The organism is Clostridium omnivorum, from assembly GCF_026012015.1.
In the GTDB taxonomy this organism is placed as follows: Bacteria; Bacillota; Clostridia; order Clostridiales; family Clostridiaceae; genus Clostridium_AX; species Clostridium_AX omnivorum.
On record NZ_BRXR01000001.1, the window covers coordinates 4,431,283 to 4,452,850 of the forward strand.

The window sequence follows — 21,568 nt, forward strand, 5'->3', positions numbered from 1 at the left end:
TTAGCGAATATAATATTCGACGAAAATAGTTAGAAATCCTTCTTAATTTTTATATTTTTATAAATAATATTAGATTCAGATATTTATTAAATAAAACATATCTTAAATTTTAACTTTAACTTAGTAAATATTATGAAAGACATTCTCATTTATACAATCAATAGGAATCCCCTTTTATGGTAATTTTATTACTATCTAGTAAAATGGACCTGATCAAATCTCACCACAACATTTAATTTCACCTGTAAGCTGCCTCCTTGTTTGAATCACATAAAAAGAAGGCCTATAACAGCCTTCTTTTAAATAATTATAACTTAATTTCTACATTTAGACCAAGTAAATCCTTATTTCCATCTAATAATGGCTTTATTTTATTCTCAATCAAATCTATAACCTGACCAGGTGCTCTACCTATGAATTTTTGAGGATCTAAAGTATTTAAAATTTCTTCTTTTGTCATATTGAATGTGCTATCATTGATAATTCTTTCTATTAAATCGTTGTTTAAGCCTTGTTCTTTAACTCTCTTTCCTGCCTCCATTGAGTGTAATCTTATTTTTTCATGTAACTCCTGTCTGTCTCCACCACGTTTTACAGCTTCCATTAGTATATTCTCTGTAGCCATAAAAGGAAGTTCATTTTGGACATGAGCTGCAATTACCTTATCGTAAACAACAAGATTTTCACTTATATTTAAATATAAGTTTAATACTCCGTCTAAGGCTAAAAAAGCTTCAGCAACAGCAATTCTTTTATTAGCAGAGTCATCAAGAGTTCTCTCAAACCATTGTGTACCTGCTGTTATAGCTGGATTTAAAGAATTAACTATTACATGTCTGCTTAGCGCACTGATTCTTTCACTTCTCATAGGATTTCTCTTATAGGCCATAGCAGAAGACCCTATTTGATTCTTTTCGAATGGCTCTTCGATTTCTTTCATATTCTGCAGTATTCTAATGTCATTACTAAACTTATAAGCACTTTGAGCAACCTCAGATAAAGTATTTAATACTATAGAATCGACTTTTCTCGGATATGTTTGACCTGTAACATCAAAGCTTTCTTTAAAACCCATTTTTTTGGTTACCATTTTATCTAACTTTTTTACCAACTCTTCATCTTCATTAAACAACTCCATAAAGCTAGCTTGTGTTCCAGTTGTACCTTTAACCCCTCTAAACTTCATGCTATCAATAACAAAATTTAAGTTTTCTAAATCTATAAGTAGATCTTGAATCCAAAGGGTAGCTCTCTTTCCGACTGTAGTTAGTTGTGCTGGCTGTAAATGAGTAAATCCTAAAGTTGGCATATCCTTATATTTCATTGAGAACTTTGATAATGCATATATTATATTTATAATCTTCTTTCTTATAATATTTAGAGCATCTCTCATTATGATTAGATCAGTGTTATCGCCTACATAACAGCTTGTAGCTCCCAAATGTATTATCCCTTTAGCATCAGGGCATTGTACACCGTATGCATAAACATGGCTCATTACATCATGTCTAGTTTCTCGTTCTCTTTTTTCTGCAACATCATAATTTATATCTTCTATGTGTTCCTTTAGTTGATTAATTTGCAGTTCTGTAATATTAAGTCCTAACTCTTTCTCGCATTCTGCTAAAGTAACCCAAAGCTTTCTCCACGTTGTGAATTTCATATCCTCTGAAAACAAATAGGACATTTCCTTTGATGCATATCTAGTATTTAATGGGTTGTTGTAATAATCTCTCATGTTAGTCCTCCTTATATTTTAAAATATAATTGTTCTAAATTTATTTAAAACTAATATAATCTAGTATAACTTATTGAATTTATTAATAAAAAATAAGCAAAAAAAGGGGGAAGCATTGTGTACAAACTAAACATACTGGACAAAATTTCATTCATACTTGTTATTATAGGAGCTATAAATTGGGCGCTTGTTGGATTATTCAACTTAGACTTAGTATCTGTGATTTTTGGATCACCAATACCGATGATTGGTAGAATTGTTTATATAATTATCGGAGCTGCAGGAATAAATATGATTTATTTTATTGTTAAAACAAGAAGAAACAAATAGCAAATAAATAAAAGGCCACCGAGCCTTTTATTTATTCTTGTATAGATTCTATTAATTTTACAACTTCTTCTAGTGCCAAGTTTTCGTCATCACCTGAAGCCATTACCTTTATATTTGAGTTTTTAGTTACACCTAAAGATAGTACTCCTATCAAACTTTTAACATTAGCCTTTTTGCCATTAAATTCTATGCTAATGTCTGATTTAAAAGAAGATGCTTTTTTTACTAATAAAGTAGCAGGTCTTGCATGTAAACCTGTTGAATTTTTTACTAATACTTCTCTTGAAACCACGATATCACCTCTATTATTTATTTTAACAATTAAATCTTATTTTATTATATCATTTTTTTTGCATAATACAACATTTTATTTCATAGTTTTCTAATAAACTATAAATGAAAACTATTTCAAAAGTACATTTATAAAATTATCCCCTGCTTTTGATGCTTTATAGTTAATATCAATTGATTCAACTAGTTCCATATTTGTTATTACTACTGGTGAAATAATAGAAGCTTTAGAATCAACATACTCTCTATCAAAGAAAATTATCTTGTCTCCTGCTTTTACCCTCTCACCTACTTTTACGTAAGTGGCAAAGCCTTTACCTTCTAATTTAACAGAATCAATTCCAATATGAATTAAAACTTGTATTCCTGTCTCTCCTTTAATTGCTATAGCATGTTTTGCCTCATATACTAAAACAACCTCGCCATCTAATGGTGAGTATACAAAGTTATCATTAGGTCCTATTGCAGCACCATCTCCAATGATCTTTTTACCGAATAAATAGTCATTAACTTCTGAAAGTGCTAATACTTTTCCATCAATCGGTAGTCTTAAATTTACACTGTTGCTCAAAATATCACCTCTTTAAATGATTATAAAGCATCTCTTTATTACTAATATATCATAAAATATAAGCATTTAGAATAATAAACTCACAGAAGTATAATATAAAAAGCGGCTATATACCGCTTTTTATTAAAACATCTTTACAAAATCTTCTATTCTATCTAAACCTTTTTGGATATTTTCCATAGAAGTTGCATATGATAGCCTTATAAAATTATCTACACCAAAAGCACTTCCTGGTATTACTGCAACTTTTTCTTTTTCAAGAAGTACTCTTGAAAAATCTAATGAATTACTAATTACTTCTCCATCTACTGTTTTTCCAAGTAATTTTGATATGTTAACCATAACATAAAATGCTCCACTTGGTTTCACACAAGATAGATTATTTATGTTATTAATTCGTTCTACCATATAATTTCTTCTATTCTTAAATTCTAATATCATTTCCTTTATAGTACTTTGATCCCCTCTTAGCGCTTCAACTGCAGCATATTGTGATATGGATGTTGGATTTGATGTAGTATGGCTTTGAATATTAGACATAAGCTTAGTAATCTCTTCGCTGCTAGCTGCATAACCCATTCTCCATCCTGTCATAGCGTATGATTTAGACAAGCCATTAATTACGATTGTTCTTTCATATGTATCTTGAGATAAACTTGCAATACTTACATGTTCTATATTATCATATATTAACTTTTCGTATATTTCATCAGAAATAATAATTAAATCATGCTTTTTAGCAAATTCAGCAATAAATTTTAGCTCATCTTTGCTATAAACTGTACCAGTTGGATTATTGGGACTATTTAATATTATTGCCTTTGTGTTTAAAGTTACTGCGTTCTCAAGTAATTCAGGAGTGTATTTAAAGAAGTTCTCTTCTTTAGTCTCAACAAAAACTGGTGTACCATCTGCTAATTTAACCAGTTCAGGATAACTTACCCAATAAGGTATTGGAATTATTACTTCATCCCCTGGATTTAAAATTGCTTGTAACGCATTAGCTAAACATTGCTTTGCACCAGTAGAAACAATTATTTGTGATTGCTTATATGTAAGGTTATTTTCATTTTTTAGTTTATCTACAATGGCGCTTTTAAGTTCAGCTATACCTGAAGCAGCTGTATAACGAGTCATCCCATTTTGAATTGCATTAATAGCTGCTTGTTGAATGTTAACAGGTGTATTAAAATCTGGTTCCCCAGCTCCAAATCCTATAACATCAATTCCTTCTTCTTTCATTTTTTTAGCTTTTGCTGTAATAGCTAACGTTATTGAAGCTGATATTTGTTGAGCTTTCTTTGATAAAATCATATCCATGCCTCCAAATTTATTTTATTTTTGTACGTAAAAACTTATTAGTCAAGTTTTCATCAATTCCTACAGTGCCTATCAGCAAATCTTCTCTTACATATACTCCATGACAGTCGCTTCCACCAGTGATAGCTAATGAATACTTTTTTGCTAAATTATAGTAATCATTGGCTTCTCTACTTGAATGAGATGGATGAAATACTTCCAATCCTTTTAGTCCATAGACCTTAAACTCTTTCACTAACTCTTCCAATGAAATACCTTTATATATCTCCCCTGGATGTGCAAGCACTGGTATACCATTTGCATTTGATATAAGCTTTAGAGCTTGTTTATAATGAATTTTATATCTATCAACGTATGCAGGCTTACCTTTAATTAAATAATGCTGGAAGGCTTCCTTAACACTTTTAGCGTACCCCTTCTCAACTAATAATTTTGCAATATGAGGTCTACCTATTGATGTGGTCTCGGTAGATATTTCATCAAAACTCACATTAAGTCCTAGCTCATTTAATTTATTTATTATTTGTACTGCTCTATCTCTCCTGCTGAGTTTTACTTGATCAAATGCTTGATTCAATTCTTTATTATCTATTTCAATAAAATAGCCTAGAATGTGTATTTCTTTTTCCTCATATTCAGTACTTAATTCTACACCTGGTATAATTCGAATGGAATTGCTTTCTAATTCTTGCAGAGCATATTGTGATTCTATGGTATCATGATCAGTAATTGAAATACACTTTACACCCTTCTTAGAAGCAATACTAACTATCTCTTCAGGCCACAGAGTACCATCTGAATATCTGGAATGAATATGTAAATCCGAATATTGCATATTTAACACCTTTTTTCTAACAAATGAAGGATAACATTCATCATCAATATAAATATACCATTTTCAATGTCTATTGTAAATAAAATTTAATCAAATATGGGCTTATAATAATATTTACTAGCTATATTTTACCTTTTTAGATCCAACTTTAATATTTAATCTATCAAATATAGTTAACATTAATTCTACAAAAAAGTAAATTAATATAAATATTACCGGAAAAGCATAACGTCCTTGACCTTCTGTTATAAAATACACACATGTAAACATATAATATAAAACTAGCATATATACCTTAAATAAATTCAATGTGTTTTTATATAATAAATCTTTTATTAGTATAACTGAACAAATTAATATATAAATTGTAGCTGGTATAAATACTAGATTTCTTGTAAAATTAGTAAAGTTGAATATTTTATGCTTTACTTCATCAGAAAAGTTAGTATCATACAGGCTATAGCCCACATCATCACCTAAATAGTAAGTATTATACAACCTTTTAAAACCTAAGTTGAGAAACTCCTTTGGGTGGCTTACTATCCACTTCTTTGCTTCTTTACTAAACATTTTGTTCTTTTCAGTCATATTGGCATTTTTAAACTCTGGTAAATTGATTATGCTATTTTCTACGTCAGCAACAGGCATCCATCTTCCATTGTGATTTTGTGAATTATTGTTAATATATAATACAATGCCTCCATTGTTAGACACATAAGTCATTTGTCCCACTAGCTTTGTATTTCTGTAAACCCATGGAGAGATAAAGACAAAAGCTACTACAAGCACAATTAATGAATTTTTAATAGAATTTATAAGTTTTTTATCTACAATCCAGTTAACAATAAAAATCAAAAATACGAAGAGAATAAAAAATGGCTTTATCATAGTATTTAAAGCAACTAAAAATCCTATAATGAAATACTTATATTTTAAGTGTGAAAAAAACACTAAAGTACTAATAAGCATTATGTTCGTGAACAGTATTTCTGTTCCTAAAACGCTATTAAAATAAATGTTAGCTGGAAAAAAAACAAATAGTAGAAATATTATCATTTTGTCTCTTTCTTTCAGCTTTACTTTATCCAAAATTATTAGTACGAGTATATTATTTACCATTGATAATATCAAATTAAAAATTTTTGCTATAAAAATATTAGCACCAAAAATCTTGTAAATAAATCCAAGTATTATTGGGTATCCAACAGTAGTATAGGTATCTCCCCACTGTCCTCCATTTGCAATACTAATTGCTAGGTCATTATAATAACTGAAATCTGAAAATGGTTGTGTATTTACAGTAACAATCCAAATTAAGCTTATTATAAATACTAAAGCAATTAAACTTAAATAATATTTTTTTGTTTTAAAATACTCAGTAAACATGTTACACCACCTAAAATTATTTAGTTAAGTATATAATACTCAAAATCGATAGTCCCCAAAGAACAATATTAATTAAAAATGGTTTGTCTTTAAAGAAAATGTCTTCAGGTTTACCTCCTGCATTATTTTTAGTCATTAGATATTCGTACCTAAATATACCATAGATAATAAAAGGTATTGTTAGCATCATACTCCTGCTTTGAACAGAACTAAATGTATATAGACAATATGATATTAAAATAGATGGTGTTACCAAATTAAGCATTCTATCTATTAAATCTACTGAATATTCCTCTAGTATTTTCCTGTGAGAAGCACTTTTGGAATCCAATTCAATTATTTCGCTCTTTCTTTTGTTCAATGCCAAAAATAATGACAATAATATGGTACATAAAATTAGCCAAGGTGAAAGAGATACATCAGTAACAACACTTCCGCATTCTATTCTTAAAACAAAGCCTAATGTTATTACCATAACATCTATAATTATTATGTGTTTTAATTTAAATGAATATAAAATATTTAAAATCAAGTATGCTACAATTATTACAAGCGCTATTGGGTTTATTTTATAAGTTCCAATTATCACAATAACCATTAAACTAATACCCAAAATTACTGCTAAAGTAACACTTACATCACCACTAGCGATGGGCCTGAATTTCTTTTTAGGATGGCATCTATCTTTTTCTACATCGATGATATCATTTAAAATATATACACATGATGAAGCAATGCAGAACATAAGCATAACAGCTATATTTTTTGCAAAAACACCAGTCTTTGTAAAGTTTCCTGAGAAAATAATAGCCGCTAGTACAAAGCTATTTTTTATCCATTGCTTTGGTCTTAATAATTTTATTATCGCTTTAATATTAATTTTACTCTTCATTTTTACCCCCTGATAAAATCAAAATGCACATTAATAAATATTAACATATTTCAGGAATAATTAAAAGGACTTGAGTTAAATTCAAGTCCTTCTCATATTTGTTTATATAGTAATATTTATCTTGGTTGAACAATCAATTTGATAGCTGTTCTTTCTTCACCTTCAATTTGAATGTCTGTGAATGCAGGAATACAAACTAAATCAATGCCGCTTGGTGCAACAAAACCTCTAGCAATAGCAACAGCTTTAATAGCCTGATTCAACGCACCAGCACCAATTGCTTGTATTTCAGCGCCCCCTCTTTCTCTTAAAACACCTGCTAAAGCGCCTGCTACAGAATTTGGACTTGATTTTGCTGAAACTTTTAATACTTCCATAATTAAATAACCTCCTAAAATGATTAAACATAATGTTATTATTGCATATATATAATTCTATAGAAATTAAAAAAATCCTTTTAAATTTAGTAAATTTTCTATCATTTACAAAATTTAAAAGGATATATTGTAAATTTCTATAATTTCTATAATTTCTATAAAATGAGAACAAATTAAAAGCTACCAGCACATTTACTGTACCGGTAGCCAGCATATTTTCTATTTAGCGTATTCAATGGCGCGAGTTTCTCTTATTACATTAACCTTTATTTGGCCAGGATATTCAAGTTCGCTTTCAATTTTCTTTACTATATTCCTAGCTAATTCTATGGAACCTGCGTCATCAATATCTTCTGGTTTAACCATAATTCTAATTTCTCTTCCAGCCTGAATGGCATATGACTTTTCTACGCCTTCAAATAAGTTTGCTATTTCTTCCAACTTTTCTAATCTCTTAATGTAAGCTTCTAATGTTTCTCTTCTTGCTCCAGGTCTAGCAGCTGAAATTGCATCCGCTGCTTGAACTAAAATTGCCTCAAGTGATTGAGGTTCAACATCACCATGATGTGCCGCTATAGCGTTTACAACAATTGAAGACTCATGATATTTCTTTGCTGCTTCAGCACCAATTAATGCATGAGGGCCTTCAACTTCATGGTCTACTGCTTTACCTATATCATGTAGTAAACCAGCTCTCTTTGCTAAAGTAGGATCTATACCTAGCTCAGATGCCATTAAGCCTGCCAAGTAAGCAACTTCAATCGAATGTTTTAAAACATTCTGACCATAACTTGTTCTGTACTTTAATCTTCCTAGTAGCTTGATTAATTCAGTATGAAGTCCATGAATACCAGTTTCAAAAGTTGCTTGTTCGCCTTCTTCTTTTATGTGTGCTTCAACTTCTTTTTTAGCTTTTTCAACCATTTCTTCAATTCTGGCAGGGTGAATTCTTCCATCAACTATTAGTTTTTCCAATGCTATTCTTGCCACTTCTCTTCTAATAGGATCAAAACCAGATAAAATTACTGCTTCTGGCGTATCATCTATAATAAGATCAATTCCAGTTAAGGTTTCTAAAGTACGAATATTTCTTCCTTCTCTACCTATAATTCTTCCTTTCATTTCATCATTAGGAAGAGCAACTACATGAACTGTAGTTTCTGCAACGTGATCAGCAGCACATCTTTGAATTGCATAAGTGATAATTTCCCTTGCCTTCTTATCTGCTTCTTCTTTTGCTTTAGTTTCCACATCCTTAATCATTATAGCAGCTTCATGTTTGATTTCCTTGCTTATTTCATTGAGTAGAACCTGCTTTGCATCTTCAGAAGTTAATCCTGATAGTCTTTCAAGTTCTTCTCTTTCCTTAGCATATAAAGCCTGGATTTCACTTTCAGTTACTTCAATTTCTTGCTGCTTTTTGTTAAGGTTTTCTTCTCGCTTTTCAAGCATTTCACTTTTCTTATCCAATAATTCTTCTCTTTGAATGACTCTTCTCTCTAATCTCTGAATTTCATTTCTTCTATCCCTTGATTCTTTTTCAAAATCATTACGGAGTTTATGAACTTCCTCTTTTGCTTCTAAAATAGCCTCTTTCTTTAAAGACTCAGCTTCTTTTGCAGATTCATCAAGAATTCTACGAGATTCTTCTTGAGCCTTAGCAATGTTTGCTTGTGACCTATTCTTTCTAATATAAATAATTGCTGCAATTAATACAGCTAATAATGCTAATATTATTAAAACTGTATATACCGCACTTGTTGGCATATTAACACCTCCTTTGCTTATTTATGCATCTATACTGAGCAATAGTGAAAGCATAGAAAAGGTGTCATATTTTATTCATTTGGTAATAATTCGAATATGCTAAACCAGTATTTGTATTTATTTTATATTACTTTTGATATAATGTCAAGTTAATAAAAAAGTTACAAAATATTAATATGTACTAAATTGGCTACTCTTATAATTTTATAAGAGAAATATTATAATTATTTATTAATTAATTATAAAAAAATTGCAAGAAATTCTTGCAATTATTTTTCGCTTTTTTCTTTTACTGTTTTTTCTTTTACTGTATTAGCTTCTTCACTGGACAAATTATCCACTTTAGCTAAAGGTAGCTCGTATTTTTCTCTAATCTTATTTTCAACCTCTAACATGACATTAGCATTTTCTCTAAAATATTGTTTAGCATTTTCTCTACCTTGGCCTAATCTAATATCATTATAAGAGAACCATGCGCCACTCTTTTGTACAATTTCTTCCCTTACACCAACATCAAGTACATTACCTTCTCTTGATATTCCAGCACCATACATTATATCAAATTCTGCTTGTTTAAATGGTGGAGCCACTTTATTTTTGATTACCTTAACTTTTGTTCTATTACCTATTACATCATCACCTTGTTTGATTGAATCAATTTTTCTAACATCCATTCTAACAGATGCGTAGAATTTAAGTGCTCTACCACCAGGAGTAGTTTCAGGACTACCAAACATTACTCCAACCTTTTCTCTTAACTGATTGATGAATACAGTAACACATTTAGATTTATTAATTGAACCTGCAAGTTTTCTTAGCGCTTGTGACATAAGTCTTGCTTGTAAGCCTACATGTGCATCTCCCATTTCACCTTCTATTTCTGCTCTAGGTACTAATGCTGCTACAGAGTCAACTACAATAACGTCTATAGCTCCTGATCTAACAAGTGCTTCTGTAATTTCTAAAGCTTGCTCACCTGTATCAGGTTGAGATACCACCAAATTATCTATATCAACGCCTAAAGCTTTAGCATAAGTTGGATCTAGAGCATGTTCTGCATCGACAAAGGCTGCAGCACCACCGTTTTTTTGAGCTTCAGCAATAATATGAAGTGCAACAGTAGTTTTACCTGAAGATTCAGGTCCAAAGATTTCAATAATTCTCCCCTTAGGTACTCCCCCTAAACCTAGAGCAATATCAAGATCAAGACAACCTGTTGAAACAACATCTAAATTGAGCACACTATGCTCACCAAGTTTCATGATTGAACCTTTTCCGAACTGTTTTTCTATCTGGCCCATTGCGGCTTCAATAGCTTTCATTTTATCCATATCCATAACTATTCCCTTTTAGGGTCACATCCTTTCACGAACATTTGTTCTAATGTAATTATATACTATATGAGTATAAAGGTCAACTATATAATAAAAGTTCCTGCTACGGCAAGGAACTTTTAATTTTAATTATATCCATGTTTAAAATATATAATCATTTATCTATCTTTATCACATTTTTGTTTTTAACAAAATAGTCAACACCAGAAATTATAGTTACAATTATTGCTATCGGCATTGTTATTTCTTTTGCTATAGTAAAATAATAATTTCCAAAATCAATATTTACTAGTGCAAATATTATAGCAACAATTTGAATGAAGGTTTTAATTTTTCCCCACCAACTAGCAGCTATGACAATCCCCTCTGATGCTGCTATTGTTCTTAAACCTGTAACCGCAAACTCCCTTGCAATTATTATAACAGCTGCCCAAGTTGATATTATATGAAAATCAACAAGGGATATTAAAGCAGCTGTAACTAGAAGTTTATCTGCTAAAGGGTCCATAAATTTTCCAAAATTTGTAATTTGATTTCTACTTCTAGCAATATATCCATCAAGCTTATCTGTTATTGAAGCAATAATAAAAACACCTGTAGCTATGATAGTTCCATATGGAATATCTTTAATAGCAATAAAAATAAGGAATACCGGCACTAAAAAGATTCTTATTAGTGTAAGTTTGTTAGCAAGATTCATTAAAAACAACTCCTATTAAATCATATTCTAGAGATTCAACAATTTTAATGTTAATTAATTCACCTTTATTTATTATTTTATCACATTTAAAGGTAATTTCACCATCTATTTCAGGAGCCATTTCGTAGCTTCGCCCAAAATAAACCCCACCTCTATTGCCTTCAACAATAACTTCATATATATTACCTACTTTAGCAGCATTTTTTTCTTTGGAAATTTGCTGCTGTATAAGCATCAATTCACTTTTGCGCAATTCTTTTGTTTCTTCATCAATTTGATTTGGCATTTCTGCAGCTAAAGTTTCCTCTTCTTGAGAATAGCTGAATACTCCTAATTTGTCAAATTTAATATCTTTTATAAATTCTTTTAGTTCCATAAAATCGTCTTCGGTTTCACCAGGAAAACCTACAATAAGAGTAGTTCTTAAACTAAGGCCATTTATTTCAGCTCTCATTTTATTTATATTATTTAGAATTTCTTCTTTACGGCCCCTTCTTCTCATACTTTTTAGTATATTATTGCTTATATGCTGTATAGGCATGTCTAGATACTTGCATACTTTTTCATTATTGGCCATTTCATAAACTAACTCATCTGTAATTTCTTCAGGATAGCAATAAAGCAATCTTATCCACTTTACTCCATCTATAGCCGAAATTGCTCTTATAAGCTCAGGCAATTTCTTTTCTTTATATAGGTCTATACCATATTTAGTTGTATCCTGAGCAACTAGTATTATTTCTTTCACACCATTCTTTGCCAGTTGTTCAGCTTCTAATACTATATCATCAATTTTTCTACTCCTATATTTTCCTCTAATTTTAGGGATTACACAGTAAGCACAAAAGTTATTGCAACCTTCTGCAATTCTTAAATATGCAGTATGGTTTCCAGTTGTCAGAACTCTTTCACCTTCATTTATCATGTTATCACTATAATCACAATAGCTTAATTTATCACTAGTTTCCATGAACTCACTTATGCTATCTTCTAGCTTGTCATAATTATTTACTCCTAGCATTATATCAATTTCAGGCATTAACTCCATAAGTTCATCCTTATATCTTTGACTTAAACATCCCGAAACTATTAATACTTTGCAATTATACTTTTCTTTATATTCTGCCATTTCAAGTATAGTATTTATTGATTCTTGCTTAGAGGACTCTATAAACCCACAAGTATTTACTAATATTATATCGGCTTCCCTAGGGTCAATAACTAAATCATATTTTTTACTAAGTTTACCTATAACCATTTCTGAATCTAATCTATTTTTATCGCAACCTAAACTAACAATACCAAATTTTAATTTATTCACTTAAGTTCCTCCTAATTTAAGAATAAGTACATACAACATTTTAAATCTGTTTTTAAAAATTAACAAGTCTATTATAAAAATATTAACAAATTTTAATTAGTTATCCCTCTGTAGATAGCTGCCATCTAGTATCTTTTCTTTATCCACCAATATTTGGCGAGGTTTGCTGCCATCCTTTGCAGAAATAAATCCTTTTTCTTCTAACTGTTCAATAATACGAGCAGCTCTATTGTAACCAATTCTAAGTCTTCTCTGTAGTAAAGATGTTGATGCTTGTCCGGATTCTACCACAATTTTAATTGATTCATTTAGAAGTTCATCCTCTTCAGATTCACTATTTTTAGACACTTCTTTATCTAGATGATCTAGAATTTCGGTTTTATATTCAACTTCGTTTTTTTGATTTTTAATAAATGATACTACTTTTTCTACTTCATCCTCTGAAATAAAGGCACCTTGAATTCTTAATGGTTTTGATTCACCTACAGGATAGAAAAGCATATCACCTTTACCCAGTAGTTTTTCAGCACCTGCTGTATCTAAAATAGTTCTTGAGTCAATTTGGCTTGAAACAGCAAAGGAAATTCTAGAAGGAATATTAGCTTTTATTACGCCTGTAATTACATCTACAGAAGGCCTTTGTGTTGCAATAACAAGATGCATACCAGCCGCTCTTGCCATCTGTGCTAGTCTTCCGATATAATCTTCAACATCATTTGGACATACCATCATCAAATCTGCCAACTCATCTACAATTATTACTACAAGCGGTAACTTACTTTGAAGTTTTCCTTTAGCTACTAGTTCATTATATCCTTCAATATTTCTTACTCCATTATCAGCAAAAAGTTTATACCTTCTAGTCATTTCATTAACAGCCCAATTTAACGCACCAGCGGCTTTCTTTGGATCTGTTACCACTGGTATTAATAAATGTGGTATACCATTATATACGTTAAGCTCAACAACTTTAGGGTCTATCATTAATAATTTGACGTCTTCAGGTGAATATTTATAAAGTATGCTTATTATAAGGGTATTAATACAAACACTTTTCCCAGAACCTGTGGCACCAGCAATAAGCATATGCGGCATTTTTGTTAAATCAGAAACTACACAATTTCCACCTATATCTTTACCTAAGCAAAAGGTTAGGTTTTTTGTTGATGTTGAAAATTCAGGAGATTCTATAACTTCTCTTAGATGAACAGCAGTTAAATCCCTATTAGGCACCTCTATTCCTACAACTGCTTTCCCAGGTATAGGCGCTTCTATTCTTACCCCAGAAGCAGCGAGATTAAGAGCTATGTCATCTGCTAAATTTACAATTTTGCTAACCTTTACTCCCGCACTTGGTTGAAGTTCAAATCTTGTTACAGAAGGGCCCTTTGTTACTTGAACTACTTTTGCTTCTACTCCAAAACTAACAAGAGTTTCTTCAAGTTTATTTGCATTATTAATCAACTCTTTTTTATCCTCTTTATTTAGCTTTGACTGATTATTCTGCACTAATAAATCTACAGTAGGATATCTATACTCTTTTTCTCCATCTAAATTAGAACTGTTTAAGATTATTTCCTTTTCTAGCTCTTCAGTTACTTCTTTTTTACTATCATTAATATTATGATTATTAGTTGGTACTGAATCCGCTTCCTCGGTCTTTGAAGATTTCATAAAATCAATTATTTTTATTTTACTGTTTAAGTTTTTTAAATAACTATTTTTTTCTTGTCCATCTAATGCATACTCATTTTCAGGTTCAATATTTTTTTCTTCAATTTCAACTTCCTTTTTCTTTTTTTTAAGTTTAAATTTAGAATTCATACTTAACAAGATATCTGAAAGTTCAATTTGAGCAATCAATATAAATGAAATAATATATACTGCTATAAAAATAATATAGCTACCAATTGTACCAAAAAGTTTATACATAGGAATACTTAATAAATAACAAAATATTCCTCCATGCACAAAAGTATTACTATTATATATTCTCTCCATACCTTGGTATACATGATTATCTATATAAAACACATTAATATTCATCATTTGTATGAACAAAAGAGTATTTAGAACAAAGATTAAAATACCATAAAACTTTTTATTAAATGTAAGCTTTCCCTTTTTCACAATATAACAAAAACCAACGAAGATAATAAAAAACGGAAATATGTATGCACCTAATCCAAACAGAGCTATTAAAAGTTTTTTGACAAATTGTCCTATTAAGCCAGAATAACTGGAGGAAAATATACTAATCAGCATTAAAAAGCCAAATGTGATAAGTAATATTCCAACTATGTCATTGTTTATTGTAGTTTTGTTTTTCTTTTTAGCCAATATCTTCACCTCCAACAAAATAATTATTCTACAAAAATATAAATTTTCCTTTAATATATTTAAAAGTGTTATAAAAACATAAATTAACCATAGGAAAATCCTATGGTTATAATGAATTTGCATTCTTCTTTTCAATTAATTCATCTAGCTTTTTTAAAGCATCACTAATTCCGCCTACTTCGTCTATTAATCCATAATCAACAGCCTGTTTTCCTATTAGAATTGTCCCCATGTCATTTAAGAGTTCATCTGTTTGCAGCATTAACTTTTTTAATGAATCTCTTTCAATTTTAGAAGTTCTAACTATAAATTCAATTATTCTTTCCTGCATTTTGTTAAAATACTCAAAAGTTTGAGGTACCCCTATTATTAAACCATTCATTCTTATTGGATGGATAATCATTGTAGCCGAAGGTGAAATAAATGAATACTGCGCTGAAGTTGCCAGTGGAACTCCTATTGAGTGTCCTCCTCCTATAACTAAAGAAACAGTAGGTTTGCTCAAACTTCGTATCATTTCTGATATTGCAAGTCCTGCTTCCACATCCCCACCAACAGTATTTAACACAATCAGTACCCCCTCTACTCTTTTATCCGTCTCAATAGACACAAGTTGGGGGATTACATGCTCATACCGTGTAGTCTTTGTTTGTGGAGGTAGTGCCATATGCCCTTCTATTTGACCAATTATAGGTAATATTTGAATCCTTTCATCAGGCTTTGGTATATCTGGCGTTCCTAACTCTTTTATATTTTCTACTTCTTTTTTTACATTATCTTCACTCATAATCATTCCTCCTGTGCATAGCTTTATTGTATGCACAGAAGAAAATAATATACATTATCCTAATTTAAATTCTTTGTGAAGAGCATTTATGGCACGATTAGTATGCTTTTCTTCCACTAGGCACCAAATAGTAGTGTGAGAATCAGCCGTTTGAAGAACCTCAATATTCTCTCTTATTAATGCCTTTAATACCTTTGCCATAACTCCTGGAACTCCTCTTATCCTGCTGCCAATAATTGCAATTTTACTGCAATTTTTTATGCAAGAATAGGTTAATCCTATATTAGTCATTATAGAATCAAACTTGGCTAAATCTTTTTCATCAATAGTAAATATATTTTCTTTAGGAAAAACATTTATAAGATCTATACTTATCATGTTTTCTGCTAATACATCTAATAGCAAGTTGTAATTCTCATTATTTTTATTTTGCTCGTAGTTTACCTTTACCTGTACTCTATTACTCATATGGGTTATACCAGTAATTATGCTATTGGTATCTAAATCGCCACTACTATTTATTAGAGTTCCATCGCAGTTGCTCATAGTGTTTTTAATTACTAATGGTATATTCCCTTTCATAGCTATTTCAACTGCTCTTGGATGGATAACCTTTGCACCTTGATCTGCAAATTGAAAAACTTCATTATAACTTATTTCTTTTATTAAGGAAGCTTCTGAAACAAGCCTTGGATCAGCGGTCATAATGCCATCTACATCTGTATAAATCTGGACTTCTTCAGCATTAAGTGCAACTCCTAAAAGTGCAGCAGTAACATCACTGCCACCTCTACCAAGTGTTGTAATAAAGCCTTTTTCATTTTGCCCTTGAAAGCCTGCAACTACTGGTATCTTTCCTTCCTTTAATATAGAAATAAGATTCTCAGTTTCTACATTTAATACTGATGCATTATTATAGTTGTCATCAGTAATTATACCAGCCTGCCCTCCTGTTAGTGGAACTGCTTCTAAATTATCCTTATATAATTCATTGCATAGTATAACTGTGCTCAATGTTTCACCGCAACTCATAAGTAAATCAGAAGCTTGTTTATTATTATCCTTAAACATTGTGTCTATTAAAGATAATAAAGTATCTGTAGCATATGGTTCACCTTTTCTTCCCATAGCTGAAACAACAACAACTGGATTAAATCCTTCACTTAATGCGGTTTTTATTTTTTTAATAACCATTTTTCTTCTCTCATGAGTAGATACAGATGTTCCACCAAATTTTTGAACTAGTATTTTCATTATCTTCCTCCATCACACCCTAGTTTTTTTAAAACAACTATCATCAGCATCCAAAATGATAGTCTTAGAGCCAATTTTTTTTATAAATTCCCAAGGAACTTCTATAAATTCATTTCCACCAAAAAAACTAAATTTCGACTTTGAATCGTTCAAAATTAATAGTTTCAGATTACCATCTTCATCAACAACTATATCATTATCAGATAGATAGTTATACTTTTCACCATCATTGATATTTATAATCTCATATCTTTCCATCTCACTATAGTATTTTATGTTATCACTCATTAAAAGTACCTCCTTAACATCTTTTTATTACTTAAATACTTAATTAATAAACATTTACATAATCATATATTCATAGTATGAAAGATGTTAAGAATTTATTACTATTTACCTGTAGAACCAAACCCTCCTGAGCCTCTCTCAGTTGATTCTATATATTCTACTTCTTCTATTATAGGGATTTCAACCTTATTAAATACCATTTGAGCAATTCTATCCGCTCTATTTATTTTAAAGTCTTCGTTTCCAAGGTTTATCATAATAACTTTTATTTCGCCTCTATAATCCCAATCGATTGTACCTGGTGTGTTAACTAGAGTCACCCCATATTTATTTGCAAGCCCACTTCTAGGTCTTATTTGAGCTTCATACCCACAAGGAAGTTCAATCAATATTCCTGTAGGAATTAATTTTCTTTCAAATGGCTTAAGTATAATTTCTTCTTCTATTGCAGCATATAAATCCATTCCTACTGAACCTTCAGTCATGAATTTAGGTGTGGGTAAATCCTTAAACTCTGGTACTTTTTTTATTCTTAAAAGCAATCGTATCACCCTCTAAAATATTTTGTAATGATTCCATATGAAAACTTTCTCCTACATAAGCAGAATTTCTTATGCCTTTTCTAAATGTGCTTTCCATTACTTGATTAATTTTATTCATGTTTATATTATCTACTTTTTTAAGAACGTCTGAAGGTACATTTATTCTATTAAGGAATAAAGTTGATTTGCCATTGCTAAACATTCTACTACTAGTACTTTCTAGCCCTAATATATAGCTACCTTTTAGCTGTTCTTTTGATTTTCTTAACATTTCTTCAGTAATACCATTTTTACAAAAGTATTCAACTTCTTCTTTAATTATATTTACTGCATCTGCAGCATAATTAGGATTTAATCCTGTATATATGCTAACCAAACCAGTATTTTTAAAAGTAGATATATAAGAATATACAGAATAGCACATACCTTTTTCTTCTCTAAGTTTTTGAAATAGTATAGATGAAGCCCCTCCTCCGAACAGGTTGTTTAAAACTAATAGCGGATAAATATCATCATCACCAGTCTCTAAACCTTGTATTCCAAGACTTATATGAAGCTGTTCTATACTCTTAGATTTAAACAAATGATTTTTTAGTATTTCAGGCTTTGAATAAGTAGTAATATTCTTATCTAAACTATTCCATTGTCCAAAGTACTTCTCTACAAGTCTTTCTATTGATTTTATATCAAATTTACCTGCTATAGATAATACAGAGTTTTCAGGTATATATGTAGAAGAAACATATGCCTCAATTTGAACTTTTGATAAAGAACGCACACTTTCACTAGTACCCAAAATTGGAAGTGATATTGCATCCTTTCCCCAAGCTGCTTCACAATGCAGATCTGAAAGCACATCCTCTGGTGAATCTTCACTCATATTTATTTCTTCTATAACTACGCCTTTTTCCTTTTCAATATCCTCTTCCATAAACTTGCTATTCAGAACCATATCTGACAATACATCAAGACTTAGCTCTAAATGTGAATCCAATGCTTTTATATAAAAGCATGTAGCTTCTTTTCCAGTAAAAGCATTAATCTGTCCACCTACATCTTCAATAGCTTCCGCAATTTGCTTAGAAGTTCTGTTCTTCGTCCCCTTAAAAAGCATATGTTCAATAAAGTGTGAAATACCATTATTTATTTCATCTTCATTTCTAGAACCATTTTCTATCCATAATCCAACACTAATAGAGTTTACATAATCTATTTCCTCAACAACTACCCTTAAACCATTACTTAGTTTGAATAAGTTATACATTCACTTTCTCCTTTGCTGATCATTAGAATAATAAACTTATAACTACCACAATAATTAATTTGTATAAAAAAATAAAAAGGCATTGATGCCCTTCTATTTATCAGTATCTTTTTCTTCTGGTTCTGAATCTTTAATAGCATCTTTTCTTGAAAGATTAACTCTTCCTTGGTTATCGATTTCTGTTACTTTTACTAGTATTTCGTCACCTACAGACACTACATCTTCAACTTTATTTACTCTATTTAAATCTAATTTAGATATATGAACTAAACCTTCTTTACCTGGTAAAATTTCAACGAATGCTCCAAAAGTAGCAATTTTCGTTACTCTTCCAAGATAAATTTCTCCTACCTTAACTTCTCTAGTTAAGTCATCTATCATCTTTAGAGCTCTTTGAGCACCAACGCCATCATTTGACATAATAAAAATCTTACCATCTTCTTTTATATCAATTTTAACTCCAGTTTCAGCTATAATCTTATTAATAGTCTTTCCACCAGTACCTATAACATCTCTTATCTTTTCAGGATCAATAGACATTGTATAGGCTCTAGGAGCATATGGCGACATTTCTTTTCTTGGTTCTGGTATGCATTTATTAATCTTATCTAATAAGAATAATCTAGCTATTTTTGCTGCTTCTATAGTTTCTTTAATGCAGTCATTAGATAAGCCTTTGATTTTAGTATCTACTTGTATAGCAGTAATTCCTTCAGTTGTACCAGCAACTTTAAAATCCATATCCCCAAAGAAATCTTCAATACCTTGAATATCAGTAAGTATTGATTCTCTAGTTAAATCTTCGCTAGTAACTAAACCCATAGCTATACCAGCAGCTGGTCTTTTTATTGGAACACCAGCATCAAGTAATGCTAATGTGCTTGCACATACACTAGCTTGAGATGTTGAACCATTAGAGCTTAACACTTCTGATACTAGTCTTATTGCATATGGGAATTCTTCTTCCGAAGGAATTAATGGTTCTAATGCTTTTTCAGCTAAAGCACCATGACCTATTTCTCTTCTTCCAGGTCCTCTTAGTGGTCTTACTTCTCCAACGCTATATGAAGGGAAGTTGTAATGGTGCATGTATCTCTTGAATTCTTCTTCTCCAAGACCATCTAAAATTTGAACTTCACCTAATGCACCTATTGTTGCAACAGTAAGAACTTGAGTAAGTCCTCTTGTGAATAGTCCAGTACCATGAGTTCTTGGTAATAGTTCTACTTCACAGCTAATAGGTCTAATTTGATTGAACTGTCTTCCATCAGGTCTTCTCTTCTCATTTAGAATCATATTTCTAACAATTTCCTTTTGAATTCTATATACTACATCAGCTACATCAGCCTTATTGTCAGCATACTTTTCTTCAAAAGCTTCATCTATCTTTTTCTTAGCAGCATCCATTGCTTCATTTCTTTGATCTTTGTCAGTTATGTACATTGCTTCTTTAATCATTTCAGTAGCAAATTCTCTTACTTCTGTCTCTAGGTTTTCATCTACCTTATATAATTCAGGAGTTTGCTTTTCTTTTCCGCACTTAGCTACAACTTCTTCTTGGAATTTAACAATGTTTTTACATTCCGCAAAGCCAAACATTATAGCATCATACATTACATCTTCAGGTACTTCCTGAGCACCTGCTTCTATCATCATTACTCTGTCTTTTGTAGCACATACAGTTAAATTTAATGAACTTTGCTCTCTTTCCTTAGATGTAGGATTTATTACAAAATTACCATCTATAAGCCCAACCGATACTGCAGCAACAGGTGTGCTAAATGGAATACTAGATATGCACAATGCGATTGAAGCAGCATTAATTGCTAGTATATCAGGTAAATTATCTGGCTCTACAGAAACAACTGAACAAACAACCTGTACATCGTTTCTATATCCTTTAGGGAAAAGAGGTCTTAGAGGTCTATCAATAGCTCTTCCACTAAGAATAGCCTTCTCTGAAGGTTTACCCTCTCTTTTAATAAAACCTCCAGGTATTTTTCCAACTGAATATAATCTTTCTTCATATTCAACACTTAATGGAAAAAAGTCTATTCCTTCTCTAGGTTTTTCTGAAGAATTTACATTTACAAGAACCACAGTATCGCCATAGCTAACAAAAGCTGCGCAATCAGATAGCATTCCTACCTTGCCATAATCCACTTTTAGTGTTCTATTAGCTACAGTAGTTTCAAAAATATGGCTCATATTTTTACCTCCTTTCAATTCTC

The 21,568-nt window shown here is 30.8% G+C and carries 20 protein-coding genes; 1 reads left to right on the forward strand and 19 read right to left on the reverse strand.

The features are described 5' to 3' along the window. Positions 1-307 precede the first annotated feature (307 nt). Positions 308-1,738: an adenylosuccinate lyase gene (purB, locus tag bsdE14_RS21070; RefSeq protein ID WP_264851990.1), complete on the reverse strand. Its 1,431-nt coding sequence runs from the start codon at positions 1,736-1,738 to the stop codon at positions 308-310. Positions 1,739-1,855: 117 nt separating this feature from the next. Between purB and bsdE14_RS21075 the strand changes: the two genes are divergently transcribed. Then, on the forward strand, positions 1,856-2,068 hold the full coding sequence (locus bsdE14_RS21075) for a DUF378 domain-containing protein (RefSeq protein WP_264851991.1): 213 nt from the start codon (positions 1,856-1,858) through the stop codon (positions 2,066-2,068). A 31-nt stretch (positions 2,069-2,099) separates the two neighbouring features. Here the strand turns inward: bsdE14_RS21075 and bsdE14_RS21080 are convergent, their stop codons facing one another. The 18 genes from bsdE14_RS21080 to bsdE14_RS21165 all read right to left on the reverse strand — a co-directional run bounded on the left by bsdE14_RS21080 (position 2,100) and on the right by bsdE14_RS21165 (position 21,545). Further along, positions 2,100-2,360 carry an HPr family phosphocarrier protein gene (locus bsdE14_RS21080; protein ID WP_264851992.1) on the reverse strand — a complete coding sequence of 87 codons (261 nt, stop codon included), beginning with the start codon at positions 2,358-2,360 and terminating at the stop codon, positions 2,100-2,102. 111 nt (positions 2,361-2,471) lie between these two features. Then, positions 2,472-2,930 carry a PTS sugar transporter subunit IIA gene (locus bsdE14_RS21085; RefSeq protein ID WP_264851993.1) on the reverse strand — a complete coding sequence of 153 codons (459 nt, stop codon included), beginning with the start codon at positions 2,928-2,930 and terminating at the stop codon, positions 2,472-2,474. Between the two features lie 123 nt (positions 2,931-3,053). Continuing rightward, on the reverse strand, positions 3,054-4,244 hold the full coding sequence (locus tag bsdE14_RS21090; RefSeq protein ID WP_264851994.1) for a pyridoxal phosphate-dependent aminotransferase: 1,191 nt from the start codon (positions 4,242-4,244) through the stop codon (positions 3,054-3,056). Between the two features lie 16 nt (positions 4,245-4,260). Further along, positions 4,261-5,085, reverse strand: a complete 825-nt coding sequence (locus tag bsdE14_RS21095) for a PHP domain-containing protein (RefSeq protein WP_264851995.1) — start codon at positions 5,083-5,085, stop codon at positions 4,261-4,263. 117 nt (positions 5,086-5,202) lie between these two features. Next, positions 5,203-6,471: a hypothetical protein gene (locus bsdE14_RS21100; RefSeq protein ID WP_264851996.1), complete on the reverse strand. Its 1,269-nt coding sequence runs from the start codon at positions 6,469-6,471 to the stop codon at positions 5,203-5,205. A gap of 16 nt (positions 6,472-6,487) precedes the next feature. After that, on the reverse strand, positions 6,488-7,351 hold the full coding sequence (locus tag bsdE14_RS21105; protein WP_264852317.1) for a decaprenyl-phosphate phosphoribosyltransferase: 864 nt from the start codon (positions 7,349-7,351) through the stop codon (positions 6,488-6,490). Between the two features lie 128 nt (positions 7,352-7,479). Further along, positions 7,480-7,740 carry a stage V sporulation protein S gene (locus bsdE14_RS21110; protein ID WP_264851997.1) on the reverse strand — a complete coding sequence of 87 codons (261 nt, stop codon included), beginning with the start codon at positions 7,738-7,740 and terminating at the stop codon, positions 7,480-7,482. A gap of 219 nt (positions 7,741-7,959) precedes the next feature. Further along, positions 7,960-9,507, reverse strand: a complete 1,548-nt coding sequence (rny, locus tag bsdE14_RS21115; protein ID WP_264851998.1) for a ribonuclease Y — start codon at positions 9,505-9,507, stop codon at positions 7,960-7,962. Between the two features lie 269 nt (positions 9,508-9,776). After that, a complete protein-coding gene (gene recA, locus bsdE14_RS21120) occupies positions 9,777-10,844 on the reverse strand; it encodes a recombinase RecA (protein WP_264851999.1) in 1,068 nt (355 codons plus the stop codon). 151 nt (positions 10,845-10,995) lie between these two features. Then, entirely contained in the window at positions 10,996-11,541 is a 546-nt protein-coding gene (gene pgsA, locus bsdE14_RS21125; RefSeq protein WP_264852000.1) for a CDP-diacylglycerol--glycerol-3-phosphate 3-phosphatidyltransferase, read from the reverse strand. After that, positions 11,528-12,862, reverse strand: a complete 1,335-nt coding sequence (gene rimO / locus bsdE14_RS21130; RefSeq protein ID WP_264852001.1) for a 30S ribosomal protein S12 methylthiotransferase RimO — start codon at positions 12,860-12,862, stop codon at positions 11,528-11,530. The genes pgsA and rimO overlap by 14 nt, the downstream gene beginning before the upstream one ends. 96 nt (positions 12,863-12,958) lie before the next feature. After that, positions 12,959-15,202, reverse strand: coding sequence for an FtsK/SpoIIIE family DNA translocase (locus tag bsdE14_RS21135; RefSeq protein ID WP_264852002.1), 2,244 nt, complete (start codon positions 15,200-15,202; stop codon positions 12,959-12,961). Between the two features lie 106 nt (positions 15,203-15,308). Beyond that, positions 15,309-15,989, reverse strand: coding sequence for a ClpP family protease (locus bsdE14_RS21140; RefSeq protein ID WP_264852003.1), 681 nt, complete (start codon positions 15,987-15,989; stop codon positions 15,309-15,311). Between the two features lie 54 nt (positions 15,990-16,043). After that, entirely contained in the window at positions 16,044-17,243 is a 1,200-nt protein-coding gene (gene dapG / locus bsdE14_RS21145) for an aspartate kinase (RefSeq protein ID WP_264852004.1), read from the reverse strand. 12 nt (positions 17,244-17,255) lie between these two features. Then, complete coding sequence (locus bsdE14_RS21150) at positions 17,256-17,531, reverse strand: YlmC/YmxH family sporulation protein (protein ID WP_264852005.1); 276 nt, start codon at positions 17,529-17,531, stop codon at positions 17,256-17,258. Positions 17,532-17,632: 101 nt separating this feature from the next. Beyond that, positions 17,633-18,073, reverse strand: coding sequence for a dUTP diphosphatase (gene dut, locus bsdE14_RS21155; protein WP_264852006.1), 441 nt, complete (start codon positions 18,071-18,073; stop codon positions 17,633-17,635). Further along, complete coding sequence (locus bsdE14_RS21160; protein WP_264852007.1) at positions 18,039-19,337, reverse strand: M16 family metallopeptidase; 1,299 nt, start codon at positions 19,335-19,337, stop codon at positions 18,039-18,041. Before bsdE14_RS21160 ends, dut begins: the two co-directional genes overlap by 35 nt. A 93-nt stretch (positions 19,338-19,430) precedes the next feature. Further along, a complete protein-coding gene (locus tag bsdE14_RS21165; protein WP_264852008.1) occupies positions 19,431-21,545 on the reverse strand; it encodes a polyribonucleotide nucleotidyltransferase in 2,115 nt (704 codons plus the stop codon). Between the last annotated feature and the right edge of the window lie 23 nt (positions 21,546-21,568).